19 protein-coding genes, 7 tRNA genes and 1 pseudogene are annotated in these 23,208 nt (G+C 73.2%); 17 read left to right on the plus strand and 10 right to left on the minus strand.

Annotated features, from left to right (window positions below):
- Positions 1–126: 126 nt before the first annotated feature.
- From cobT to ABEE00_RS08395, 3 genes are all read left to right on the plus strand, one after another.
- The gene (gene cobT / locus ABEE00_RS08385; protein ID WP_345744656.1) at positions 127–4,638 is read left to right on the plus strand and encodes a nicotinate-nucleotide--dimethylbenzimidazole phosphoribosyltransferase; all 4,512 of its coding nucleotides are present in this window, start codon (positions 127–129) and stop codon (positions 4,636–4,638) included.
- A gap of 273 nt (positions 4,639–4,911) precedes the next feature.
- Complete coding sequence (gene cobA / locus ABEE00_RS08390; protein WP_345744657.1) at positions 4,912–6,237, plus strand: uroporphyrinogen-III C-methyltransferase; 1,326 nt, start codon at positions 4,912–4,914, stop codon at positions 6,235–6,237.
- Positions 6,238–6,325: 88 nt separating this feature from the next.
- Positions 6,326–7,129 (plus strand): TrmH family RNA methyltransferase, encoded by an 804-nt coding sequence (locus ABEE00_RS08395; RefSeq protein WP_345744658.1) that lies wholly within the window; start codon positions 6,326–6,328, stop codon positions 7,127–7,129.
- A gap of 188 nt (positions 7,130–7,317) precedes the next feature.
- On the opposite strand, the gene ABEE00_RS08400 is transcribed toward ABEE00_RS08395, so the two are convergent.
- A complete protein-coding gene (locus tag ABEE00_RS08400) occupies positions 7,318–8,649 on the minus strand; it encodes a serine/threonine-protein kinase (RefSeq protein ID WP_345744659.1) in 1,332 nt (443 codons plus the stop codon).
- A 247-nt stretch (positions 8,650–8,896) separates the two neighbouring features.
- Here ABEE00_RS08400 and ABEE00_RS08405 point away from each other — a divergent pair, with 247 nt between their 5' ends.
- Together ABEE00_RS08405 and ABEE00_RS08410 are read left to right on the plus strand one after the other, a co-directional pair.
- Positions 8,897–9,139: a hypothetical protein gene (locus tag ABEE00_RS08405; RefSeq protein WP_345744660.1), complete on the plus strand. Its 243-nt coding sequence runs from the start codon at positions 8,897–8,899 to the stop codon at positions 9,137–9,139.
- Positions 9,140–9,383: 244 nt separating this feature from the next.
- The gene (locus tag ABEE00_RS08410) at positions 9,384–9,596 is read left to right on the plus strand and encodes a hypothetical protein (protein WP_345744661.1); all 213 of its coding nucleotides are present in this window, start codon (positions 9,384–9,386) and stop codon (positions 9,594–9,596) included.
- A gap of 203 nt (positions 9,597–9,799) precedes the next feature.
- Here ABEE00_RS08410 and ABEE00_RS08415 read toward each other — a convergent pair.
- The 5 genes from ABEE00_RS08415 to ABEE00_RS08435 form a co-directional block, all read right to left on the minus strand.
- Positions 9,800–9,871: transfer RNA gene (locus ABEE00_RS08415), tRNA-Val, on the minus strand.
- 39 nt (positions 9,872–9,910) lie between these two features.
- Positions 9,911–9,982: transfer RNA gene (locus ABEE00_RS08420), tRNA-Val, on the minus strand.
- 18 nt (positions 9,983–10,000) lie between these two features.
- Positions 10,001–10,072: transfer RNA gene (locus ABEE00_RS08425), tRNA-Val, on the minus strand.
- A gap of 4 nt (positions 10,073–10,076) precedes the next feature.
- Positions 10,077–10,147: transfer RNA gene (locus ABEE00_RS08430), tRNA-Cys, on the minus strand.
- Between the two features lie 29 nt (positions 10,148–10,176).
- Positions 10,177–10,249, minus strand: a tRNA-Gly gene (locus ABEE00_RS08435).
- A gap of 203 nt (positions 10,250–10,452) precedes the next feature.
- Between ABEE00_RS08435 and ABEE00_RS08440 the strand changes: the two genes are divergently transcribed.
- The 3 genes from ABEE00_RS08440 (at position 10,453) to ABEE00_RS08450 (ending at position 13,292) form a co-directional block, all read left to right on the plus strand.
- On the plus strand, positions 10,453–11,568 hold the full coding sequence (locus tag ABEE00_RS08440) for a chorismate-binding protein (protein ID WP_345744662.1): 1,116 nt from the start codon (positions 10,453–10,455) through the stop codon (positions 11,566–11,568).
- Positions 11,565–12,386 carry an aminotransferase class IV gene (locus ABEE00_RS08445; RefSeq protein ID WP_345744663.1) on the plus strand — a complete coding sequence of 274 codons (822 nt, stop codon included), beginning with the start codon at positions 11,565–11,567 and terminating at the stop codon, positions 12,384–12,386. The genes ABEE00_RS08440 and ABEE00_RS08445 overlap by 4 nt, the downstream gene beginning before the upstream one ends.
- Positions 12,387–12,452: 66 nt before the next feature.
- Positions 12,453–13,292 carry a GNAT family N-acetyltransferase gene (locus ABEE00_RS08450; RefSeq protein WP_345744664.1) on the plus strand — a complete coding sequence of 280 codons (840 nt, stop codon included), beginning with the start codon at positions 12,453–12,455 and terminating at the stop codon, positions 13,290–13,292.
- 33 nt (positions 13,293–13,325) lie between these two features.
- On the opposite strand, the gene ABEE00_RS08455 is transcribed toward ABEE00_RS08450, so the two are convergent.
- Positions 13,326–13,865 carry a DsbA family protein gene (locus ABEE00_RS08455; RefSeq protein WP_345744665.1) on the minus strand — a complete coding sequence of 180 codons (540 nt, stop codon included), beginning with the start codon at positions 13,863–13,865 and terminating at the stop codon, positions 13,326–13,328.
- A gap of 105 nt (positions 13,866–13,970) precedes the next feature.
- On the opposite strand from ABEE00_RS08455, the gene ABEE00_RS08460 reads away from it, so the two are divergent.
- Both ABEE00_RS08460 and ABEE00_RS08465 read left to right on the plus strand, forming a co-directional pair.
- Positions 13,971–14,450 (plus strand): hypothetical protein, encoded by a 480-nt coding sequence (locus ABEE00_RS08460; protein ID WP_345744666.1) that lies wholly within the window; start codon positions 13,971–13,973, stop codon positions 14,448–14,450.
- Positions 14,451–14,600: 150 nt separating this feature from the next.
- Positions 14,601–14,792 carry a hypothetical protein gene (locus ABEE00_RS08465; protein ID WP_345744667.1) on the plus strand — a complete coding sequence of 64 codons (192 nt, stop codon included), beginning with the start codon at positions 14,601–14,603 and terminating at the stop codon, positions 14,790–14,792.
- Between the two features lie 52 nt (positions 14,793–14,844).
- Here ABEE00_RS08465 and ABEE00_RS08470 read toward each other — a convergent pair whose 3' ends face one another.
- Both ABEE00_RS08470 and ABEE00_RS08475 read right to left on the minus strand, forming a co-directional pair.
- Positions 14,845–15,411, minus strand: coding sequence for a CGNR zinc finger domain-containing protein (locus tag ABEE00_RS08470; RefSeq protein WP_345744668.1), 567 nt, complete (start codon positions 15,409–15,411; stop codon positions 14,845–14,847).
- Positions 15,412–15,581: 170 nt separating this feature from the next.
- The gene (locus ABEE00_RS08475) at positions 15,582–15,995 is read right to left on the minus strand and encodes an SsgA family sporulation/cell division regulator (protein WP_345744669.1); all 414 of its coding nucleotides are present in this window, start codon (positions 15,993–15,995) and stop codon (positions 15,582–15,584) included.
- A 191-nt stretch (positions 15,996–16,186) separates the two neighbouring features.
- Between ABEE00_RS08475 and ABEE00_RS08480 the strand changes: the two are divergent.
- From ABEE00_RS08480 to ABEE00_RS08510, 7 genes and pseudogenes are all read left to right on the plus strand, one after another.
- Positions 16,187–16,474 (plus strand): annotated as a pseudogene (locus ABEE00_RS08480) (TIGR02611 family protein); the annotation flags it as partial.
- Between the two features lie 84 nt (positions 16,475–16,558).
- Positions 16,559–16,630, plus strand: a tRNA-Val gene (locus tag ABEE00_RS08485).
- 180 nt (positions 16,631–16,810) lie between these two features.
- Positions 16,811–17,305: an SRPBCC family protein gene (locus tag ABEE00_RS08490; RefSeq protein WP_345744671.1), complete on the plus strand. Its 495-nt coding sequence runs from the start codon at positions 16,811–16,813 to the stop codon at positions 17,303–17,305.
- A 57-nt stretch (positions 17,306–17,362) separates the two neighbouring features.
- Positions 17,363–17,434, plus strand: a tRNA-Val gene (locus ABEE00_RS08495).
- A gap of 176 nt (positions 17,435–17,610) precedes the next feature.
- Positions 17,611–18,576: a hypothetical protein gene (locus tag ABEE00_RS08500; RefSeq protein WP_345744672.1), complete on the plus strand. Its 966-nt coding sequence runs from the start codon at positions 17,611–17,613 to the stop codon at positions 18,574–18,576.
- Positions 18,577–18,699: 123 nt separating this feature from the next.
- On the plus strand, positions 18,700–20,682 hold the full coding sequence (thrS, locus tag ABEE00_RS08505) for a threonine--tRNA ligase (RefSeq protein WP_345744673.1): 1,983 nt from the start codon (positions 18,700–18,702) through the stop codon (positions 20,680–20,682).
- Positions 20,683–20,789: 107 nt separating this feature from the next.
- On the plus strand, positions 20,790–21,338 hold the full coding sequence (locus tag ABEE00_RS08510) for an HIT family protein (protein WP_345744674.1): 549 nt from the start codon (positions 20,790–20,792) through the stop codon (positions 21,336–21,338).
- An 87-nt stretch (positions 21,339–21,425) separates the two neighbouring features.
- On the opposite strand, the gene ABEE00_RS08515 is transcribed toward ABEE00_RS08510, so the two are convergent.
- Positions 21,426–23,099, minus strand: a complete 1,674-nt coding sequence (locus ABEE00_RS08515) for a hypothetical protein (RefSeq protein ID WP_345744675.1) — start codon at positions 23,097–23,099, stop codon at positions 21,426–21,428.
- Positions 23,100–23,208: the final 109 nt, after the last annotated feature.

Here is a 23,208-nt window from a genome sequence, read left to right on the forward strand (position 1 = left end):
GTGCCGCCGTTCGGTGTTGACGGTTCGTCCCTTTTTCCAGTTGGTGCCGTCGCTGTCCGGATGGCGCAGCGGAGGCACGCAGCGGACCGCGTTGGCAGGAGCACGAACGATGGGCGAGGGGTACGCATGACTGACACCGGCCAGGTCCCTGGCGAGGGACAGCCGGAGAACGCAGGCGCGCAGCCGGAGGGCCACGGGCACCCTGGCGCTCCGGTCCCCGGCACCTACACCTTCCCCGAGACCGTCGAGACCGTTGAGCCCGCCGAGGGCGACGACGAACTGCTGATGCCCGGCGCGCACGGCGCGTGGGGCGAGCTCCAGCCCCAGCAGGGCGGCCACCAGGCCACCCGGCAGCAGCCCCAGCAGTCCCAGCAGGGTCAGCAGCCGCAGCAGTTCCCCGAGGCACAGGCCCAACCCCAGCCGCAGCCGCAGCAGGTTCCGCAGGCACAGCAGGTCCCGCAGCCCGCGCAGGCCGCTGAGGCGCAGCAGCCCGAGCAGGCACAGCAGTCGCAGCAGGCCCCGCAGCCCCAGCAGGCGCAGCCGTACGGCGGGCCGATGCCGCAGCAGGGGCGGCACGCCCACACCCCGGGCGCGCACGAGACCGACGGCCGCGACTCCGGCGCCATCGACTACGGCGCGGTGCGCACGCCCCAGCAGTCGGCACCGGGCCCCGACTCCTCGGGCCACACCCCGCGCCGCCCGCTGCACCTGGGCCCGCCCGTGCCCGAGCAGTCCGGCACCGTGCGCCCGCTCTCCGACCGCGGCCCCGCGCCCGCTCCGGCCCAGACGCCGCAGCCCGGGGCGCCGCCCGCCGGCGGTCCCGAATACCTGGACGGCGCGCCGCAGGACCCGGGCCCCCTGCCGGGCCCGCAGCTCGGCGAACTCCCGCAGCAGCGCGAAGAGTGGAACGCCGCGGAGCAGCGGTTCTCCCCTGCAGAAACGGTCGCCCAGACGGACACGGCCGAGTCGGCGGATGCGGGCGTGCCGGCGGATGCGGGTGCGGGCGCGATGCCCGCGCAGCAGCCGGCGCCCGGTACGGCAGGTCCCATGCCCGCGCCGGAGGCCGAACAGGTCCCGGGCGGGGGCGAGCAGAGCCCGGCCGAGGGCGCGCAGGTTTCGGCCGACGCCGGACTGGTGGCGACCGAGACCGAGCAGGGGCCGGCCGGTCTCGAGCAGGGTGCGGTCGGCGCTGAGCAGGGCGCGGCCGAGGCGGGGCAGCTCCCGGCCGAGGCGGGGGAGGCTCCGGCGGCCGACGCCGAGCAGGTCTCCGCGGAAGCCGGGCAGGTCCCTGCCGATGCCGAGCAGTCGCCGCAGGCCGAGCAGTCGGCGCAGGTGACGGAGGCTGACGCCGCGGTGCAGACGGCCGTGCAGGAGGCGCCCGTTGAGGAGGCGCCCGCGCAGGGTGCCGGTACGACCGCGGGCGAGGCGGCCGCCGAGGGTACGGAGGCCGGCGCGGCCACCGGCTCCCCGGCCACCGAGGCTTCGGCCGACGAGGTGTCCGCCGCGGTGGCGGCCGAGCTGAGCGGCGCGCACGCGGCCCCGGCCGAGGAGCCCGCGGCCCCGTCGGACTCCGAGGCACCCGCCGGGACTTCGGCCGACGCCGAGGGCGGCGCCCACGCCAATGCCCCCGCAGACACCGACACCGACACCGACGCCGGCTCCGAGGCGGACGCCGGTGCCGCTGACGCCGCTCCGGCCGCCGAGGGTACGGAGGCCGAGGCTCCGGAGCAGGAGCCGGCCGCCGAGGCGCCCGAAGGGGACGCCGCTCAGCGGGAGGTGCCCGCTGAGGGCGTGGATCCCGTACCGATAGTCGAGGACGGCTCGGCCGGCGAAGCCGTGCCGTCCCCCGACGGTGTCGGCGACGGCGGGACCCCCGCGGCCGAAGTGACCGAGGCAGCACAGGAGTCGGCGCCGGCCTCCTCGGAAGAGGCAGCGGGGGAGACCCCGGAGGAGCGGTCCGCCGACGAGAACACGAGCTCCGAGGAAGCGAACTCCGGGCACGTGAACTCCGAGCACGCGGACGCCGGCAACACGGCGCCCGGCAGCACGGAGTCGCCGAGCGCGGAGCCGGAGAACGCCGCGACCGCGGGCGGCGAGGACGTACCCGCCGCACCGGAGGACACGCGGCCCGCCGACGGCGAGAGCGCGGCCCCCGAGGAGAAACCCTCCGGCGAGGAGCACGCGGAAGCCGCGGCAGACTCCGCCGGCACCACGGCGGAACAGCCCGCCGACGAGGGCGGATCCACGGCAGCAGACGCGGCCGCCACCCCCTCCGACACGACGGACGAGGCGGCGGCGCACGAGCCCGCAGCACACGAAGCAGCGGCTCCCCAGCAGGAAACGGCGCAGAGCGAGGCGGCGCCCCAGGAAGACACGCCCCAGGGCGAATCGGCACAAGGCGAGGCGGCCCAGGAAGACGTGGACCGGAACGAGGCGACCCAGAACGAGGCTCCCGCAGCGGCAGCCACCCCCGGCGAAACGCCCGCCGGCACCGCGGTACCGCAGCAGGCGACCGCGGAGGCACCCGCAGCGGAGACGCCCGGGGGCGAGACCCCCGAAGCCGTGACCGCCCAGGACGAGGCACCCGCACAGCCCGCGGAGCCCTCGGAGCAGACCGGCACCCTGGAGGCCGGCGAGAACGGCCAGGCCAACGAGTCCGGCCAGACCGGCGACTCCGGCACGGCGGAGACCGGCACGACGCCGGAGCCCACGGAATCGGCCGAGGCCGATGCTCCCGCCGAATCCGCCGAGTCCGCAGAGCCCGCAGACTCCGGCGAGGCGCCCGAGCCCACGGCGGAGTCCGCCGACACCGACCCCGAAGCCGACGCGACGGCCGACCCCGTCGACGCCGACGCCGACCCCGACGCGACCGCGGCCCCCGAGCCGCGCCCGCTCCCCACCACCGACCCAGCCCCCGGCTTCGCCGAGGCCGAGCGCGAAGCGGTGCACCGGCTCATGCGCGAGCGGCGCGACATCAGGAACGGCTTCCGGCCCGACCCCATCCCGCACGAGGTGCTGCTCCGCGTTCTGGAGGCCGCGCACACCGCGCCCAGCGTGGGCCACTCGCAGCCCTGGGACTTCGTGGTGATCCGCTCCGAGGAGACCCGGCGCGCGATGCACGAGCTGGCCACCCGCCAGCGCGAGGCGTACGCGAAGTCGCTGCCGAAGGCGCGGGCCAAGCAGTTCAAGGAACTGAAGATCGAGGCCATCCTCGACACCCCGGTCAACATCGTGGTCACCGCCGACCCCACCCGCGGCGGTCGGCACACCCTCGGTCGGCACACCCAGCCGCAGATGGCCCCGTATTCGTCGGCGCTCGCCGTGGAGAACCTCTGGCTCGCCGCCCGCGCCGAGGGCCTCGGCGTCGGCTGGGTCAGCTTCTTCGACGAGCGCGAGATGGTCCGCTCGCTCGAACTCCCCGAGCACCTGGAGGTCGTGGCGTACCTCTGCGTCGGTTACGTCGACGAGTTCCCGCCCGAGCCCGAGCTGATGCAGGCGGGCTGGTCCAAGCGCCGCCCGCTCTCCTGGGTCGTGCACGAGGAGTCGTACGGCCGCCGCGTGCTGCCCGGCGCCGACCCGCACGACCTGCTCGCCGACACGGTGGACGCCATCCGCCCGCTGGACGCCAAGGCGCTCGGCGAGGCGTGGGAGCGGCAGAAGCGGATGACCAAGCCGGCCGGGGCCCTCGGCATGCTGGAGATCATCTCGGCGCAGCTCTGCGGCCTGTCCCGGCAGTGCCCGCCGCCGGTGCCGGAGCCCGCGGCCGTCGCGGTGTTCGCCGGCGACCACGGCGTGCACGGGCAGGGCGTGACCCCGTGGCCGCAGGAGGTCACCGGCCAGATGGTCGCCAACTTCCTGGGCGGCGGCGCCGTGTGCAACGCCTTCGCCAACCAGGTCGGCGCCGAGGTCTGCGTCGTGGACGTGGGCGTCGCGGGCGAACTCCCCGCCACCCCTGGCCTGTTGCCGCGCAAGGTGCGCGCGGGCACAGCCGACATGACGACCGGGCCCGCGCTCACCCGCGAGGAGGTCAAGCAGGCGATCGAGGTCGGCATCGAGACAGCCCGCGACCTGGTCACGGCCGGCAACAAGGCGCTGCTCACCGGCGAGATGGGCATCGCCAACACCACCGCGTCCGCCGCGCTGATCTCGGCCTGCACCGGCACCGACCCGGCCGAGGTCACCGGGCGCGGCACCGGCATCAACGACGAGACGCACTCGCGGAAGGTCGAGGTGGTGCGCCGCGCCCTCGACTTCCACAAGCCCGACCCGGCCGACGCCATCGGCCTGCTCTCCGCCGTCGGCGGCCTGGAGCACGCCGCGCTGGTCGGCCTGATCCTGGGCGGCGCCTCGCTGCGTACGCCGGTGATCCTGGACGGCGTGAGCGCCGGGGCGGCCGCGCTGGTCGCCCGCGCCCTGGCCCCCGAGGCGCTGGCCGCCTGCATCGCGGGCCACCGCAGCGCCGAGCCGGGCCACGTCGCCGCGCTCACCAAGCTGGGCCTGCGCCCGCTGGTCGACCTGGACCTGCGCCTCGGCGAGGGTACGGGCGCGCTGCTGGCGCTCCCGATGGTGCAGAGCGCGGCGCGCGCCATGCACGAGGTCGCCACGTTCGACTCGGCCGGAGTGACCGAGAAGGGCTGAAGCCCCGTACGGGCCGACAGGGCGGGACCGGAGTCGTACCGGTCCCGCCCTCGTGAAGCGCACCGGTCCGCCCTCGTGCGGACCACGTATGACCGGCCCGCGCCATGTGAATCCGTGATCTTCGAAACAGCACCCCGCGCACCGGCCGCCTAAAGTGTCCGGCAACACCATGTGAACGCCGTGAACGCCCCGCGCCGCGCGGCGTCCGCAATCGAACAGTCCCCGCCGCTCCACCGCCGCAGCGGCCCCCGCGCACAAGGAGCCGCACGCCCGATGAGCCAGACGCCGACGCCGCAGACACCGCAGACCGACCAGCAGCGCGGGACCGAGCACCCCGCCTACCCCGTGGGCCTCCGCCTCGCGGGGCGCCGGGTCGTCGTGGTCGGCGGCGGCACCGTCGCGCAGCGCAGGCTCCCCGCGCTGCTGGCTGCCGGCGCCGACATCACCCTGATCTCCCCGGAGACCACCCCGGCCGTCGAGGCCATGGCGGAGGCGGGCGAGTTCGCCTGGGAGCGGCGGCGGTACGCGGAGGGCGACCTCGAAGGCGCCTGGTACGCCCTGGTCGGCACCGACGACCCGGCCACCAACGACGCCGTCTCCGCCGAGGCCGAGTCCCGCCGCGTGTGGTGCGTGCGCAGCGACGACGCCGAGGCGGCCAGCGCCTGGACCCCGGCAACGGGCCGCAGCGACGACGTGACCGTCGCCGTGCTCACCGAGGGCGCGCAGGGCCGCGACCCGCGCCGTGCGGCGGCGCTCCGGGACGCCGTGGTGGAACAGCTCCAGGACGGCCGCCTCAGCGCCCCGCGCCAGCGCATCCGCCCGCAGGACGAGGAGACCGGACGCGTCGGCAGCGTCGCCCTGGTCGGCGGCGGCCCCGGCGACCCCGACCTGATCACCGTGCGCGGGCGCAGGCTGCTGGCCGCCGCCGATGTGGTGGTCGCCGACCGGCTCGGCCCGCGCGAGCTGCTGGACGAACTCCCGCCGCACGTCGAGGTGATCGACGCCGCGAAGATCCCGTACGGCCGCGCGATGGCCCAGGAGAAGATCAACGACGCGCTGGTCGAGCACGCCAGGGCCGGCCGCTCCGTCGTGCGCCTCAAGGGCGGCGACCCGTACGTGTTCGGGCGCGGCATGGAGGAGGCGCAGCAGCTCGCCGCCGAGGGCATCCCGGTCACCGTGGTCCCCGGCATCACCAGCGCGATCAGCGTCCCCGCCACCGCGGGCATCCCGGTCACCCACCGCGGGGTGGCCCACGAGTTCACGGTGCTCTCCGGACACGTCGCGCCCGACGACGAGCGCTCCCTCGTGGACTGGCCCGCGCTGGCCCGGCTGACCGGCACCCTCGTCCTCCTGATGGCCGTGGAGAACATCGGCGCCATCGCCGACACCCTCGTACGGCACGGGCGCCCGGCCGACACCCCGGTCGCGATACTGCAGGAGGGCACCATGGCCACCGAGCGCCGGGTGGACGCCACGCTCGGCACCGTACGGGAGCGGGCGAAGGCCGAGGCCGTGCGCCCGCCCGCCGTCATCGTGATCGGCGACGTGGTCGCCGCGGGCACGCCTACCGCCCTGACACCGGCCCCGGACGCCTCGTAAGGACGCGGGCCCCGGCGGCAACACCCGCCGGTAACACAGGCGTTGGAAGAGCATTGGAAGTTCACGCCGGAGAGGGCAGTATCCACCCGTGGCCGACCTCATCACCGTCACCGACCCCGAAGACCCGCGGCTGAGTGACTTCACCGGGCTGACCGACGTCGAGCTCCGACGGACCAGGGAGCCAGCCGAGGGCCTGTTCATCGCCGAGGGCGAGAAGGTCATCCGCCGCGCCCTGCACGCCGGTTACGAGATGCGCTCGATGCTGCTCTCCTCCAAGTGGGTCGATGTGATGCGGGACGTCATCGACGAGGTCCCGGCCCCGGTGTACGCCGTGAGCCCCGAGCTCGCCGAGCGGGTCACCGGCTACCACGTGCACCGCGGCGCCCTCGCCTCCATGCAGCGCAAGACGCTGCCCACACCCGGCGAACTCCTGGGCACCGCGCGCCGGGTGGCGGTGCTGGAGACAGTCAACGACCACACCAACATCGGCGCCGTCTTCCGCAGCGCCGCGGCCCTCGGCATGGACGCGGTGCTGCTCACGCCCGACTGCGCCGACCCGCTCTACCGGCGCTCCGTGAAGGTCTCCATGGGCGCCGTCTTCGCCGTGCCCTACGCCCGCCTGGAGAGCTGGCCGCACGCGCTGGACCCGGTACGCGACGCGGGCTTCAGCCTCCTCGCGCTCACCCCCGACCCCAAGGCCGTGCCGATCGAGGACGCCGTCACGGACGACCTGCCCCGTACGGCCCTGATGCTCGGCGCCGAGGGCACCGGACTCTCGGCCCGCGCCCTGCGCGCGGCCGACGAGTGGGTCCGCATCCCGATGGCCCACGACGTCGACTCCCTCAACGTCGCGGCAGCGGCAGCGGTCGCCTTCTACGCGGTGACACGCTGAGCCCTTAGGGGGTCCGGCACGAGGTCCCTTACGGGGTTTCGTACGAGGTCCCGTACGGCATCCCGTACGGCATCCCGTACGGGATCACCCCGAGATTCCAACAGCCGCTGCCGACAGCCGTCTTGGCGCACCCCGAGGGACATCCCTGAGAGGCGGCTCTGAGGGCCGGCCCTCAGCGGGGGACCGCCCTACTCCGTGCCCTCGTACGGCTGCTGCGTCAGATGCACCGCCGAGGCGCCGTGCACGCGCACATGACCTCCGCCCATGCCCTTCGCCGGGCCCTGGCAGCCCTGCGCCGCCGCGATGCCGAGCGCCACGAGCAGCGTGACCACCACGAACACCACGAGCCGCTGCCGCATCAGGCGCCGGTCGGGCCCGGGACGCCGCCCCGTACCCGTACGGGAGCCGGGCCGCGATCCCGTACGGGACCCGGTGCCGCTCCGCACCGGCGGCCGCTTCCCCGAGGGACGGCTCTGCCCCTTCCCCGCGCCGGAACCCGTACGGGGCGAGGAGGCGCGCGGCGAGGAGGCCGGGCCGCCGGCGCGCTCCCGCTCGCCGCGGCGCGCCGTCTGCCGCTCCGTGTGCTGCTCCTCGGCGCGCCGCTGGGCGGAGGAACGGTCCGTCCCGGTGCCGGGGCCGGTCCTGGCGGCCGCACCGCCGCCGGAGGAAGATCCGCCGCTGGACGGCTCGGGGAGCCCGCGTGCCTCGCGCGCGGCGATCTCCTTGAGCCGCAGCGAGAGTTGCAGCGTGCTCGGCCGCTCCTCGGGGTCCTTCACCAGGCACGCGTGCAGCAGCGGCGCCAGCGCGGCGTGCACGGCCCGCAGCTCGGGCTCCTCGTGCACCACGCGGTACAGCATCACATCGGAACTGCCCTGGCCGAAGGGGGAGTCGGCGGTCGCCGCATACACCAGCGTGGCACCGAGCGCGAACACATCGGTCGCGGGCGTCACATGAGCCCCGCGCACCTGCTCCGGCGCCAGGAACCCGGGCGAGCCCACGGCGGTCCCCACATGGGTCAGGGTGCTCGCCCCCGTCGCCCACGCGATGCCGAAGTCGATGATGCGCGGGCCCTTGGGGGAGAGCAGGATGTTGGACGGCTTGAGGTCGCGGTGCACCACACCGGCCTCGTGCACCGCCACCAGGCCCTCGGCCAACGCGGCGCCGATCGAGGCGACCTGCGAGGGCGGCAGCGGGCCGCCCTCGCTGACCTTGTCGTGGAGCGAGGGACCCGGCACATACTGGGTGGCGAACCACGGACGGTCCGCCTCCAGATCCGCGGCCACCAGGCGCGCCGTGCAGCCGCCGCGAATCCGCCGGGCTGCCGACACCTCGCGCGCGAACCGCGAGCGGAACTCCTGGTCCTCCGCCAGATCCGGGCGGATCACCTTCAGCGCGACCCGCTGCCCGCGGCGGTCGGAGCCGAGGTAGACCACGCCCATACCGCCGGCCCCCAGGCGCCGGTGCAGCCTGAACGCGCCGACGACACGCGGGTCCTCGCGTCGGAGCCGCATCATCGCCATGTCGTTCCCCTACCTCCGGTGGGAGGCCCCACCTCCGGCGAGGAGGCCCCTTCCGTTGCCGGTCCGTCTGACGAGGCACAGCTTACGGACTGCCGCCGCGTCGCGACGACAGGCCGCACGCGCGGCGCCGGACGGATTGTCAGTCCCTGGTGCGACCCTGGTGAAACGGGGTCAGGGAAGCGGACATGCCGCGCGTGTTCGGCCCTCACGGACACCAAGACCCCGCAGGGGAAGGGGGATTGACGGAGTGAAGGGCGACTGGGTGGAGATAGTGGTCGATGCCGGAGACACCACCCGCAGATACGAGGTGACCGCCTCACGGGCGGGCCGCAGGGTGGAGACACAGGTCCGGCGCGGGGTGGTCGAAGTGAGCGAAGTCACCAGGAGCGGTTCCGTGGTGCGCACCGCGCGCTTCATGGCCAACCGCGTCCTGGCCCTGGTCGAGCACCCCGTGCCGCGGGAGGAGGAGGGCCCGCAGCCCGCGCGCTGAGCAGGGCTCCCGCCGCCGCGCCCGGGACCCTCTCAGGGACACCCCTGAGAGGGAGCGCCCGGACTCCACCCTGGGGAGTAGATGCGCGGAGCGGGGGTCCTCCTGGGGGAGGCCCCGCAGTCGGTACGACGGCATGACGTCGGTGCACACGCGCGCGCCTAGTGTGGAGGTCAAGCGGCGGGCGAAACTCTCGTCCCCCGAGGTCACCCGCCCGCCGCGCCACACAGAAGACGGGGAGCGGACCATGGCGCACACAGCAGGGCGCACCGCGGCGCGGGAGCACGGAAGGCTGGCTGCGGCGATCGCCGCTTTCGGTACCCGGCCCGGCGGCCGCCGGCACCCGCTGGTCGCCGCGGCCATGGTCATCCCGCTGGCAGTGATCCTCTTCGTCGCCTTCGGCGCGGTGCAGGTGCTGATCACACAGGCGTCGTCCGTGGCCGGAATGCTGGGGCGCTGAGCGGCGCCCCGGGGCCCGGGAGAGCGGCCCGGGCCGGGGACATCCGGCTCACAGCCCCGTGGGGACGGGGGTGCGGCGGACGGCATCGGGGCCGGGCGGTTGGGGAGCCGCCCGGCCCTCGCGTTTCCCCAGGACTCGTGCCGCTTCAGAACACAACGAACGGGGCCCCGGCCGTCGTTGACGGCCGGGGCCCCGAAGTGGCGTGGACGATACTGGGATTGAACCAGTGACCTCTTCCGTGTCAGGGAAGCGCTCTCCCGCTGAGCTAATCGTCCGGGATCTCTCATATCGAAGGCCCCCGGAGGGGCCTCGCGTGCGCGGTACTGGGATTGAACCAGTGACCTCTTCCGTGTCAGGGAAGCGCTCTCCCGCTGAGCTAACCGCGCAGGGTCCTTGCGGACCAGTGGACGATACTGGGATTGAACCAGTGACCTCTTCCGTGTCAGGGAAGCGCTCTCCCGCTGAGCTAATCGTCCGGAGAGGTGGAGACGGGATTTGAACCCGTGTAGACGGCTTTGCAGGCCGTTGCCTCGCCTCTCGGCCACTCCACCAGGGCAAGGATCCGAAGACCCCCACTCTGAGCGGACGACGAGGCTCGAACTCGCGACCTCAACCTTGGCAAGGTTGCGCTCTACCAACTGAGCTACGTCCGCTTGTGTCGTGTGTCCGGGGCGCTGCTGCGTCCCGGCGACGTGTTGAACTCTATCGGATTCCGGTCTCAGCTCAAATTCCGTTTCCGCAGCGTGGCCGCGAAGTGTCCGCTGCGCGACGGCGCGACCACCCTTCGACGTCCTCCCAGGGCAGTCCCGAGGCTCCCCCCAACCGGCCGCCCCCGGGCACCAATAGACTCGTCAGCGTGTACGACACAGCCCCGCTCGCCAGGTTCGGAGGACTGCTCGCCACCGACCTGCGCGACGTCACCAGCGACCCGGCCGCCCTGGAATCGGCGGGCTGGTGGGCGGTGGTCGCCGACTTCGAGGGCGGCCTGATGTGCGCGCGCTTCGGCGACGTACGGCCCGCCCCCGCCCCGTCCGCACCCGGCGTGCGCTGGCGCGGTCCGGCGCGGGACGCCTGGACCAGCTCGCTGGACCGCGCCGGATACACCGAGGGCGTGCGCCGGATACGCGAGCACATCGCCCGCGGCGAGGTGTACCAGGCCAATCTGTGCCGGGTGCTCAGCGCGCCGCTCCCCGACCCCGACCCGGCGCACTCCGACATCGACCACCTCACTGCCCTGCTGGCCAGCGGAAACCCCGCCCCGTACGCGGGCACCGTCCGGCTTCCCGCGCACGGCGTCGAGGTCGCCACCGCCTCGCCCGAGCTGTATGTGCGCCGCGACGGGCCCACCGTCTCCTCGGGCCCCATCAAGGGCACAGCGCGCACCGCCGAGGAGCTGCTGGAGAAGGACCACGCCGAGAACGTGATGATCGTGGACCTCGTCCGCAACGACCTCGGCAGGGTCTGCGCCACAGGATCCGTCACCGTCCCCGCGCTCTGCGCGATCGAGCAGCACCCCGGGCTCGTGCACCTCGTCTCCACGGTCAGCGGCGAGCTCCCCGCCGGCAGCGGCTGGCCCGCGCTGCTGGAGCACACCTTCCCGCCCGGTTCGGTCACCGGGGCGCCCAAGTCGAGCGCGCTGCGCATCATCGGCGACCTGGAGACCGCGCCGCGCGGCCCGTACTGCGGCGGCGTCGGCTGGGTCGACGCGGACCGCGGCACCGGAGAGCTGGCGGTCGGCATCCGTACCTTCTGGATCGAGCGGGACGTGCCCGGCGGACCCGCGCTGCGCTTCGGCACCGGAGCGGGCATCACCTGGGGCTCCGACCCCGAGGGCGAGTGGGCCGAGACCGAACTCAAGGCGTCCAGACTGCTCGCGGTAGCGTCGGGAACGTACGAGGCGGACCGCGCCGCCGCGGCGGCGGCCACGCACGGGACGCACACCACGCAGGACGGCGGAAGGACACCGCAGTGAGGATCTGGGTCGACGGCGGGCTCCAGGACGCGGAGAGCGCCCGCGTCTCCGTGCTCGATCACGGACTGACCGTCGGCGACGGCGTGTTCGAGACCGTGAAGACCATCGAGGGGCGCCCCTTCGCCCTCACCCGCCACCTGGACAGGCTGACGCGCTCGGCCGCCGGCCTCGGGCTCCCCGAGCCGGACCTGGACGAGGCGCGGCGCGCCTGCGCCGCCGTGATCGAGGCCAACCCGATGGAGCGCGGACGCCTGCGGATCACCTACACCGGCGGGCTCTCGCCGCTCGGTTCGGACCGCGGCGAGGCCGGCACCACCCTCGTGGTCGCGCTCGGCAAGGCGGCCCGGCGCCCCGACAGCACCTCCGTGATCACCGTCCCGTGGACCCGCAACGAGCGCGGCGCCCTCGCGGGCCTCAAGTCCACCTCGTACGCGGAGAACGTGGTCGCCCTCGCGCGCGCACGCCAAGAGGCCGCGACCGAGGCGCTGTTCGCCAACACCCGCGGGGAGCTGTGCGAGGGCACGGGCTCCAACGTCTTCGTGGTGCTCGACGGCGAACTGCACACCCCGCCGCTCGACTCGGGCTGCCTGGCCGGGATCACCCGCGCCCTGGCCGTCGAGTGGACCGGCGCCCGCGAGACCGCGCTGCCGCTGGACGTGCTGGACCGCGCCGAGGAGGTCTTCCTCACCTCCACGCTGCGCGACGTGCAGGCCGTGCACCGCGTCGACGGACGCCGGCTCCCCTCGGCGCCGGGCCCGGTGACGACCAAGGCGATGCGCGCCTTCGAGGAGCGCGCCGCCGCCGACATGGATCCGTGAGCACCGGCCCGCGAGCGCTTCGCAAATCGCGTGACGCGCGGCGGCGCCGCCGGTGACACTCGTGCGGTGACCACCACGCTGCGCCCGAGCGGGCCCGAGGAACGCCGTGCGGACGGTGCTCGCACCCGCGCGTACGACATCTGCGTCAACAGCCGCCCCGTCGGCCTCGTCGAGCTCTCCACCGACGGCCGCGCGGGGCCCGTCGCCGGGCGCATCGTCCGGCTGTCCGTTGACCGGGGTGAGCGCCGCAGGGGCCGCGGCACGGTCGCCGCGCTGGCCGCCGAGGAGGTGCTGCGCGGGTGGGGCTGCCGCCGCGTGGAGGCCTCGGTCGCCGAGGGCGCCGTGCCCGCGCAGCGGCTCGCCGAGGCCCTGGGCTACCTGCCCCGCAGCCGCAACATGCTGAAGGACCTGACGGGGGAGCCGCCGGAGCTGCCGCGGGGAAGCGTCGTACGCACGATGACGGACGCCGAGTTCGACGTGTGGCGCAGCCGCGACCGGGACGTCCAGATCCGGCTGCTCACCGCGCGCGGCGTAACGCGGGAGGAAGCGGCGGCGCAGGCCGCGGCGGCACACCGCAGCCATCTGCCTGACGGCCCGTCAACTGCCGGTGCCGCGCTGCGCGTGCTGGAACACGAGGGCGAGCCCGTCGGCACCCTCTGGGTCACCCCCGCCTCCGCGCCGAGGGAGGACGCGGACGCCTGGGTGTACGGGGTCGAGACCGCCGAGGAGCGGCGCGGCGAGGGGCACGGCCGCACCCTGCTGCTGGCGGCCGAGCGCGAGGCGCACGCCGCGGGCTCCCGGGTGCTCGGGCTCAACGTGCACAGCGACAACGTCCCGGCCCTCGGCCTCTACTCCTCCCTCGGCTACCGGACCGTCGAGCACCACCTGTACAAAACGCTCCTCTGACGCGGGCCAGCCCCCCCGGGCGCCCGCCGGGCCTCAGCGGCCCAGCAGACCGTCCGCGATCTCCTCGATGCGCTCCCGCAGCCCGTCCTGGCTCCGGCTGCCGTCCAGCAGCTCGCCGCCGATCAGATACGTGGGCGTGCCCTTGACGCCGAGCGCCGTGCCCTCGGCGTGGTCGGCGTCCACCATCAGCAGGTGCCGGCCGTCGATCAGCGCCGTCTCGAACTCGGCGGTCCGCAGCCCCAGCTCGCCCGCGACCTCCAGCAGGACCTGCTCGCCGCGCTCCGCCAGCTCGTGCGTGCGCTCCAGCACGGCCTCGACGAAGGTGTCGCCCTTGCCCTGCATGTACGCCTCCTCGGCGGCCTGGGCCGCGGCGTACGCGTACTTGTGCTTGTCCAGGGGGAAGTGCCGCAGCCGGATCTCCAGCGCCGTCCCGTACCGCTCGCGCAGGGCGCGGATGTCGTCCTGCGCGCGGTGGCAGTCGGGGCACTGGAGCTCGCACCAGTAGTCCAGCACCGGAGGGGTCGAGGAGGGGGACGGGGCCGGCGAGGCGGGAGTCGAGGGGGAGTCGTTCATGACCGACAGTCTCTCAGCCCCGGGGAGGAGCCCCCACCCTGAGATCTCCCGGATACGGGCGTGCGGGCATGGCCCGCGCCACCCCGCACGGTGCACGATGGAGACATGCTCACCACGACCGTCTGCGCCGCGCTCTCAGCGGCGGGCCTGGCCGTCGCCTTCCTGACGGCCTACCGCCGCCGGTACACCGCCGCCACCCGCATCGCGGCGTACGCGCTGCTGCCGGTCGGCCTGGCGATGGCCGGCCTGATCGGCCTCGGCGGCAAGATCGGCAGGGCGGTCGGCGGCTGGGCCTCCGACCTCGTCCTCAAGCCCACCGTCTGGGCGGGCTTCGGCGTCCTCGCCGTCGCCGTCGTGCTGTGGGTGGTCTCCCGCGCCGCCTCCCGGCGCTCCGGCCGCCCCTCCCGCAAGGAGCGCCGCGCCGCCGGGGCCGCGCCGCAGCAGCCCGCCGCGCCCGGAGCCTCGGCCCCGGCGCTCGGCAGGAGCAAGCCGGCGCAGCAGGACGCCTCGTCCGCCCCGGCGTCCAAGGGCGATCCGGACGATTTCTCCGACATCGAGGCCATCCTCAAGAAGCACGGCATCTGAGGCCGCCTTCGGGCGGAAAAGCTCCCGAGGGCACGGCCGGGGCCGCGGGTCCAGCCCGTTCCGGCGGAACCACGAGATGTGGGGAACTCCGCCCCGCCGAGGGTGTGTTGAGCGCTTCGGGGCTGCCGGCTGCGTCATCATCACGACGAGATGGACACGACGCCGAACACCCCGCTCGAGTTTCCCGAGCCCGCGCCCGCGCCGCCCGCCCCGCTGCCCCTCCCGGACCCGGAGGCCCGCGGCTGCCTCTTCGCCCTCTCCCAGCCCCCGCTGATGCTCTTCCTCGCGGTGATCGCCGTCCTGCTCGCCGTCACGGGCGCCCACGACCTGCTGTTCCTCTGAGCCGCGCGCAGGGGCGCCGCGTACGTTCTCGTGAGGCCCGCTCAGCGCCCGCTCAGCTCTGCGCCGAGGACTCCCGCTGCCGCGCCCGGTAGGCCGCCACGTGCAGCCTGTTGCCGCAGGTGCGGCTGTCGCAGTAGCGCCGGGAGCGGTTGCGGGACAGGTCCACGAAGGCGCGGCCGCAGTCCGGCGCCCCGCACCGCCGCAGCCGGTCCCGCTCCCCGGCCACCACCAGGAACGCCAGGGCCATGCCGCCGTCCGCCGCCAGGTGCTGGGCCAGCGAGGCGTCCGGCGCGAAGTAGTGCACGTGCCAGTCGTAGCCGTCGTGGTCGGTGAGCTGCGGGGTCGTCCCCGCCTCGGCCACCAGCGCGTTGATCAGCTCGGCCGCCGTACGGTCGTCCTCGGCGGCGAAGAGGCGCGCGAAGCGCTCGCGCACGGCCCGTACGGCGCGCAGATCCGCCTCGGTGACCTCGCCGACCCCGCTCACGTCGTTGCGCTCCACGTAGGCCACCAGGTCCGGCAGCGAGACCAGGGTGTCCGGGCTGTCCTCCCCGTCGGCCTCCGTGTTCAGCAGGTCGACCACATCGTCGAGCGCGCACCGGGTGTCGTGATTGATCTGCACAGCTCGCTCCTGGCAGCCATAGGTTCCGGGCGCCCGAGCTTAGTCGCCTGCGCACGCGACGGCGCCGTTCCCGCACCAGTGATGCGGGAACGGCGCCGCCGTAGCCGGTGGCCGGCCACCGCGCCGCTGCCGTCGCCCCGAGCCGGACGGCAGTGGCGGGCCGGAGTCCCTCAGCTCTCCGCGAGGATGTGTGAGAGCTCCGCGTCGAGATCGAAGTGTCGGTGTTCCGTGCCGGGCGGCACGGCCGCGTCGGTGCGCTTGAGGAACGACTCCAGGGCACGGGCCGGTGCCTCAAGCAGTGCTTCGCCCTCGGGGGAACTGAGGGCGATACAGACGACTCCTTGACCGTGACTGCGGGATGGCCAGACCCGGACGTCTCCGGTGCCGGTGGGCCGGTGCAGCCCCTCGGCCAGGAGATCGCGGGCGAAGACCCACTCCACGGTCTCCTCGGCACCGGTGTGGAAGGTGGCATGCACGGCGTACGGGTCGGCCGTGTCGTACCGCAGGCCCGCGGGTACAGGCAGTGACGACTCGCTCGAAACAACGAGGCGCAGGTGCAGCTCGCAGCTGACCGTGGTGTTCATAAGCGCCAGGGCCTTTCGCTCAGTGTGCGCTCGGGGATTCGCACGTCGGCGAAATCGAGATGCCACCTACGCGTCGGTTGTAAACCCCTCTGACCGATTTGGGAGAGATGCAGTCCTTCATTCGGCCGAGGATGCATTTGTGTAGTACGGCCATTCCGGTGACGGAGAGCGGTTCGGGTACCTTGGCTCACATGAGTGCGGAGAGTAGCGAGAAGCCGCTGGGCTCCCGGGCGCCGCGGTTCATCAAGGCGTCGAGGCCGCTGCACCTGAGCTGGCAGGTCGTGATCTTCCTGATCGGGCTGGCCATCGTGGTGGGCGGCGTGATCATGCTGCCGCTTCCCGGCCCCGGATGGCTGGTGATCTTCGCGGGCATCGGGGTCTGGGCCACCGAGTTCCCCTGGGCGCAGCGCGTGCTGCGCTGGACCAAGCTGAAGCTCCAGGAGTGGACGGAGTGGGTCAAGAAGCGCCGGGCCGAGCGGGCCGCCAGGAAGGCCGCCCGTAAGGAGGAGCTCAAGGCGCGGTCATGAGCACCCTCTGACATGCGGTAATGTTGTCCGCGCGCCGGGCGATTAGCTCAGCGGGAGAGCGCTTCGTTCACACCGAAGAGGTCACTGGTTCGAACCCAGTATCGCCCACCGGCAAACCGGCCCCGGGAATTCCCGGGGCCGGTTCTTTTTGTGCGCCGACGCGGGTCCCTATGCGCGATGACGGCCGCATTCCGGTTCAACGGCCCCGCCGTGTGCGGGAATTGAGCGCGCGGGAAACGTGCGGCCTCCGGGGCGACGTGCGCGGTCCCGTGTCGTAGCGTCGGGTGCATGAGAGGCACTGTCAGGGGGCGGCACCACTACCGCTTCCGGAGTCTGTGGCGGGTGCCCGCCGCGCCCTCCCGGGTCTACGACGTGCTGGAGCGCGCCGCCGAATACCCGAGCTGGTGGCCGCAGGTGCGCGAGGTGACCGGGCTGGGCGAGGAGCACGGGCGGGCCCGCTTCAGGTCGGTGCTGCCGTACGACCTCACCGTCACCGCACACGCCGTACGCCGCGATCCCGGCACCCGGGTGCTGGAGATCGCCATGAGCGGCGACCTGGAGGGCTGGGCGCGCTGGACGATCCTGCCCAACAGCCGCGGCAGCAGCGTGCTTTACGAGCAGCAGGTCGAGGTGCGCAAGCCGCTGCTGCGGCTGCTGGCGCTGCCGGGGCGGCCGCTCTTCCTCGCCAACCACGCCCTGATGATGCGCTCAGGACAGCGCGGACTGCGGCTGCTCCTGAGCCGGGACGGCGGCGGAACGACAAGGAGTTTGGATGATGGGTGAGCGGCACTGTATTGTTCTGCACGTGCCGCGGCGACGAGAGCGCCGGACACACGCGAGGGGCGATTAGCTCAGCGGGAGAGCGCTTCGTTCACACCGAAGAGGTCACTGGTTCGAACCCAGTATCGCCCACCCTCCGGAAGGGGCCGGTCCACGGGACCGGCCCCTTCTTCGTGTGCGCCGCGCCCGTCTCCCGCTCCCTTCCGCCCGTGCTCCGTCCGTGCCTCCGCGCGCTTCAACCGGGCCGGTTTGCAGGCGAGTTCACCGGGTCAGGAGAGGGGAAGGGAGCGGGAGGGGACGAGGCGCCCATGCGGAGCGACGTGCGTACCGACGCCCACAGCAACGGCCACAGCGACGGAATCCACTGGTGGCGCCAGATGCCCGCCGGGAACAGGACCGCCGTGTGGAACGCGCGCCAGAGACTCCACCACGCGGCGGCCGCCATGCTCAGGGCCGGCGCGCTCGCCGCCCGCAGCCGGGCCGGCTTCTACGGGGCGCGCTACGCCGGGCACGCCGAGTCCTATCTCCAACGGGCCGAATTCGACGAGCTGTCCGGGCAGCCGGCGGCCGCCGCCGGAGGGCGCGCGCTCGCCGCGCACCTCCCGGCCGCCATCAGGCAGGACGGCACCGTCGCGCTCTACCAGGGCCTGCACGCGCTGCGGCACGCCGTCACCGCGCACCGCTCCAGCGGCACCCACACGCCCTTCGACCGCGCCGTACCCGCCGGCGCCTGCCACGAACTGGCCGAGGCCGTACGGGAGCTGGTGCACGGCACCGAGGGGGTGCGCATCACGCTCGGCTGGTCGCGGCAGGCCGGAGCGCCGGAGGGGTGCCCGCCGCGGCCCGAGCCCGTGGTGTTCACGCCGGGGGATCTGCCCGCGCTGCAGCAGGCGGCTCAGCGGTATGTGCGCGAGGAGCCCTCCGTGTCCGTGCGGCTGACCGGCGCCGTGGTGCGGCTGCGGCGCTCCGCTCCCGCCGGGCCCGGCGCCGTACGGCTGCGGGTGCTCGCGGGGGCCGAGGTGGCGCAGGTGCGCGCGGGGCTGGACGAGGAGGCGTACCGGATCGCGGCGTACGCGCACCTGTCCGGGCTGCCGATCAGCATCGGCGGGCGGCTGGAGAGCCGCGGCGGATTCCGGCGGCTGACCGGCGCGCACGGGGTGGCCCCCGTCCCGGTCCCGGCCGACGGCGGGGCGCGGGAGCGGCTGCTCGCGGCGCTGGGGGAGGGGCTGGACGGCTTCGGGAGCGCGCTGGGCGGGGTGCAGCGGGAGGGGTGAGGCGGAGCGGCGTACGGAGTCCCGGTAACCGTTTCGCGCCGCGGGGCGCGGGCTCGGTACGATTCCGGAGGCGCTGAACGATCGTCGTCGGCGCATTCCAGAAGCTTCAGTCAGGAGAGACCGGTGTCTGATGTCCGTGTGACCATCCAACGCGATTCCGAGCGGGAAGAGCGCGTGGTGACGACGGGCACTACGGCGGCCGCTCTCTTCGACGGCGAGCGCTCCGTGGTCGCCGCGCGGGTCGCGGGCGAGCTCAAGGACCTCGCGTACGAGGTCGCCGACGGTGACGCGGTCGAGCCGGTGGACATCACCAGCGAGGACGGTCTGGACATCCTGCGGCACTCCACCGCGCACGTGATGGCGCAGGCCGTGCAGGAGCTGTTCCCCGACGCGAAGCTCGGCATCGGCCCGCCCGTGAAGGACGGCTTCTACTACGACTTCGACGTCGAGGAGCCCTTCACCCCCGAGGACCTGAAGCGCATCGAGAAGAAGATGCAGCAGATCCAGAAGCAGGGGCAGCGCTTCGAGCGCCGGGTGATCACCGACGACGACGCCCGCGAGGAGCTGGCGGCCGAGCCGTACAAGCTGGAGCTGATCGGGCTCAAGGGCAACGCGGCCGACGCGGCCGAGGGCGCCTCGGCCGAGGTCGGCGGCGGCGAGCTGACCATCTACGACAACGTGGACGCGAAGTCCGGCGAGCTGTGCTGGAAGGACTTGTGCCGGGGCCCGCACCTGCCCACGACCCGCACCATCCCGGCGTTCAAGCTGATGCGTTCGGCCGCCGCGTACTGGCGGGGCAGTGAGAAGAACAAGCAGCTCCAGCGGATCTACGGCACAGCGTGGCCGACCAAGGACGAGCTCAAGGCGTATCTGGAGTTCCTCGCCGAGGCCGAGAAGCGCGACCACAGGAAGCTGGGCAACGAGCTGGACCTGTTCTCCTTCCCCGAGGAGATCGGCCCCGGGCTCGCGGTCTTCCACCCCAAGGGCGGCGTCGTCCGCAAGGTGATGGAGGACTACTCGCGCAAGCGGCACGAGGACGCGGGCTACGAGTTCGTGAACACCCCGCACATCTCGAAGGAGAAGCTCTTCGAGATCTCGGGGCACCTGCCGAACTACGGGGACAACATGTTCCCGCCGCTGGAATTCGACGAGCAGAACTACCGCCTCAAGGCGATGAACTGCCCGATGCACAACCTGGTCTTCAAGGCGCGCGGACGCTCGTACCGCGAATTGCCCCTGCGCCTCTTCGAGTTCGGCACGGTGTACCGGTACGAGAAGTCCGGTGTGGTGCACGGGCTGACCCGCTCGCGGGGCTTCACCCAGGACGACTCGCACATCTACTGCACCAAGGACCAGATGGCGGGCGAGCTGGACAACCTGCTCACCTTCGTCCTCGACCTGCTGCGGGACTACGGCCTGACCGAGTTCGAGCTGGAGCTTTCCACCCGGGACCCCGAGTCGGACAAGTTCATCGGCGGGGACGAGGCGTGGGAGGAGGCCACCGACGCGCTGCGCCAGGCGGCCGAGAAGCAGGGGCTGCCGCTGGTGCCCGACCCGGGCGGCGCGGCCTTCTACGGGCCGAAGATCTCCGTGCAGGCGAAGGACGCGATCGGCCGGTCCTGGCAGATGTCGACGATCCAGGTCGACTTCAACCAGCCGGAGCGGTTCGGGCTCGAGTACACCGCGGCGGACGGCTCCCGGCAGCAGCCGGTCATGCTGCACCGCGCGCTGTTCGGCTCCATCGAGCGCTTCTTCGCCGTGCTGCTGGAGCACTACGCGGGCGCGTTCCCGGCGTGGCTCGCCCCCGTGCAGGCGGTCGGCATCCCGATCGGCGACGACCACGTGCCGTACCTGGAGCAGTTCGCGCGCGACGCGAAGGCCCAGGGGCTGCGGGTCGAGGTGGACTCGTCGTCTGACCGGATGCAGAAGAAGATCCGCAATGCTCAGCGCAGCAAGATTCCGTTCATGATCATCGCCGGAGACGAGGACATCGCGAACGGCGCGGTGAGCTTCCGGTACCGGGACGGCTCGCAGGAGAACGGGATCCCGAAGGACGAGGCGATCAGGAAGCTGGTCGAGGTCGTCGAGCGCCGCGAGCAGGTGTGACGGTCCCGTAGCGGAATTCCGCCGGGAATCCGTACGGAAGAGGGGCGGTCCGATCAAGGGCCGCCCCTCTTCGTGTCCTGCGGCGGACGGCGCTTAAGCTGGCCGTCATGACGAGCGAGCCGGAGCAGCAGATCGGGGTCGGGACGCCGGACGCCTTCCAGCGGCTGTGGACGCCGCACCGGATGGCCTACATCCAGGGCGAGAACAAACCGAGCGGCCCCGAGCAGGACGACGGCTGCCCCTTCTGCACCATCCCGTCGAAGAGCGACGAGGACGGGCTCGTGATCCAGCGGGGCGAGCACGTCTTCGCGGTGCTGAACCTCTACCCGTACAACGGCGGCCACCTCATGTCCGTCCCGTACCGGCACGTCGCCGACTACACGGACCTGACCCCCGAGGAGACGCTGGAGCTCGCGGAGTTCACCAAGCAGGCCATGACCGCGCTGCGCACCGCCTCGGGGGCACACGGGTTCAACATCGGCCTCAACCAAGGCTCCGTCGCGGGCGCCGGGATCGCCGCTCACCTGCACCAGCACGTGGTGCCCCGCTGGGGCGGTGACACCAATTTCATGCCGGTCATCGGCCACACCAAGGTGCTGCCGCAGCTCCTCGCGGACACCCGCAGCATGCTGGCCGCCGCCTGGCCGCAGGGCTGAAGCAGGCGGAGACACGCAGACAGACCCGTGGCCCGGCGCGTGTGCGCCGGGCCACGGTGCGTTCGTACGTCGTACGCGGATGAGCACTCAGGCGTCGTACGCGTCCGCCTTCCGCGGCTCGGCGCCCTGCACCATGCCGCTGAGCACCGAGGACCGGGAGCCGAACTTCTCGGTGTCGCAGCCGTGCTGGTCCAGCACGCGGATCGCGGCGTCGTGCACCACCCGCAGCACCGGGGTCGCGGCGCGCAGCGCGTCGTCCGCCATGAAGCGGTGCCGCCAGGGCTTGTCGGCCCAGGCGTGGCGCAGCCCGAAGGGCTCGGGCAGGGACAGCTTGCCGCCCAGGAAGTCCAGCACCGGCGGGAACCAGGTGAAGGGGGCGCGCACGGCGAGCCGCACCACCTCGCGGGGCTCGACGAGCGGCAGCGAGACGGACTTGGTCTCCCAGAACTTGACGCTCTTGGAGACCTCCTTGGTCTTCGGCGAGGGCTTGGTGGTGAACAGGCCGTGCACCGGGCCGAGGGCGTGTCCGGTGATCTCGATGCGCAGGGTGTGGTGCAGGACGGTGACGGTGATCAGGAGCGTTATGACGAGCTGGCCGTCCCAGAGGACGAACTGGACGCCGAGGTAGTGGCGGTTTCCGCTGCCGAACTGCTGCTCGTTGCAGATCCGCTGGATCTCGAATTCCTTGATCTGATACCCCTCGACCTCCTGGCCCTCGGGGCGGCTGACTCCCTTGGCTCCCTCGGGGATGGGGGAGACCACCCAGTGCCGGATGGAGGGGGGAGGGAAGCCGCCGGTGTGCAGGGGGCCGCGCTCCAGGAGGCGGAGCTGGTCGTGGATCGCGCGGATCACGTCCCAGCTGCGGAAGCCGTCGATGTCGCCCTCGGGGTCCTTGGGGATCAGCTCCTCGGCGAGCTGCCAGCTGCCCCAGCGGGTGCCCATGCCCAATATGCCCTTGGGGCCCGCGTAGTAGACGAGGTTGCTGGCCTGCTCGGCGCCGAGCTTGGCGAGGCCGAGGCGGATGCGCTCGGCGCCCGCGTCGTTGGGGTCCTGGGGGACCGCCTCGGGGATCTTGGCGCCGACGCCGCCACCGCCGCCGAGCAGGGACTCCCAGCGGGCGCGCAGGTCCTTGGCGTACTTCTCGCAGATGCGTTTCGCCCACAGCCAGCCGAGGACCGGGGCGATGAGCATGGCCCGCAGGTAGATCCCGAGGACGCCGGTGACCGGGAGCTTGACCACGATGAGCACGGCGAGCCCGGCGACGGCGAGCATGGCCGCCATGCCGAGCGCGCCGGCCCGCTTGTCCTGGGAGCCGGCGATGGCGCGGCGGAGCTGGAAGGCGAGGAGCCAGAGCAGCACGCCGGGCAGGAAGGCGAGGCCGAAGACGGCCATGAGGATGGTCAGCCGCAGGTCGCGGTCCTTGCGCACGCGGTTGGCCGCGAGGCAGTGCTCGACGACGGTCTGCGGCTCGATGCCGAAGGACTGGATGAGGGCCTTGCGCGCGCCGCCGAGCAGGCGGACCTGGACGGCGCGCGAGAAGGCCTCGCCGAGATTGGGTTCGAAGAGGGAGAGCCAGGGCTTCTTGACCCCGGCCTCCGGGTTGGCCTCCACCAGGGCGGTGACCGGGCCGTCCCGGTACGCGGCCGAGGCGAGGGCCTGGGTCGCGGCGGTCTGGCCGCCCGCACCGGACAGCGGGACCTGGGCGCCCGGCCGGAAGTCGGCCGCCGCCTCCACGCCGCTGCGATCGTCGAATCCGGCCACTGAGCCCCCACTTCCCTGTGCACTGGTGCGTGTGCGCCGGCCAAGGGGAGTCCGGCATGCACGACTGCCCCGCAGCCACTGCCCAACTGCCGTGGCCGGCACACCTCTT

The organism is Streptomyces odontomachicola (assembly GCF_039605595.1).
In the GTDB taxonomy this organism is placed as follows: Bacteria; Actinomycetota; Actinomycetes; order Streptomycetales; family Streptomycetaceae; genus Streptomyces.

Excerpts from the sequence above, each read along its gene's own strand:
- cobT (WP_345744656.1), top strand. The coding sequence starts at position 127 with ATGACTGACACCGGCCAGGTCCCTGGCGAGGGACAGCCGGAGAACGCA.
- cobA (WP_345744657.1), top strand. The coding sequence starts at position 4,912 with ATGAGCCAGACGCCGACGCCGCAGACACCGCAGACCGACCAGCAGCGC.
- ABEE00_RS08400 (WP_345744659.1), bottom strand. The coding sequence starts at position 8,649 with ATGGCGATGATGCGGCTCCGACGCGAGGACCCGCGTGTCGTCGGCGCG.
- ABEE00_RS08410 (WP_345744661.1), top strand. The coding sequence starts at position 9,384 with ATGGCGCACACAGCAGGGCGCACCGCGGCGCGGGAGCACGGAAGGCTG.
- ABEE00_RS08455 (WP_345744665.1), bottom strand. The coding sequence starts at position 13,865 with ATGAACGACTCCCCCTCGACTCCCGCCTCGCCGGCCCCGTCCCCCTCC.
- ABEE00_RS08460 (WP_345744666.1), top strand. The coding sequence starts at position 13,971 with ATGCTCACCACGACCGTCTGCGCCGCGCTCTCAGCGGCGGGCCTGGCC.
- ABEE00_RS08465 (WP_345744667.1), top strand. The coding sequence starts at position 14,601 with ATGGACACGACGCCGAACACCCCGCTCGAGTTTCCCGAGCCCGCGCCC.
- ABEE00_RS08475 (WP_345744669.1), bottom strand. The coding sequence starts at position 15,995 with ATGAACACCACGGTCAGCTGCGAGCTGCACCTGCGCCTCGTTGTTTCG.
- ABEE00_RS08490 (WP_345744671.1), top strand. The coding sequence starts at position 16,811 with ATGAGAGGCACTGTCAGGGGGCGGCACCACTACCGCTTCCGGAGTCTG.
- ABEE00_RS08500 (WP_345744672.1), top strand. The coding sequence starts at position 17,611 with ATGCGGAGCGACGTGCGTACCGACGCCCACAGCAACGGCCACAGCGAC.
- ABEE00_RS08510 (WP_345744674.1), top strand. The coding sequence starts at position 20,790 with ATGACGAGCGAGCCGGAGCAGCAGATCGGGGTCGGGACGCCGGACGCC.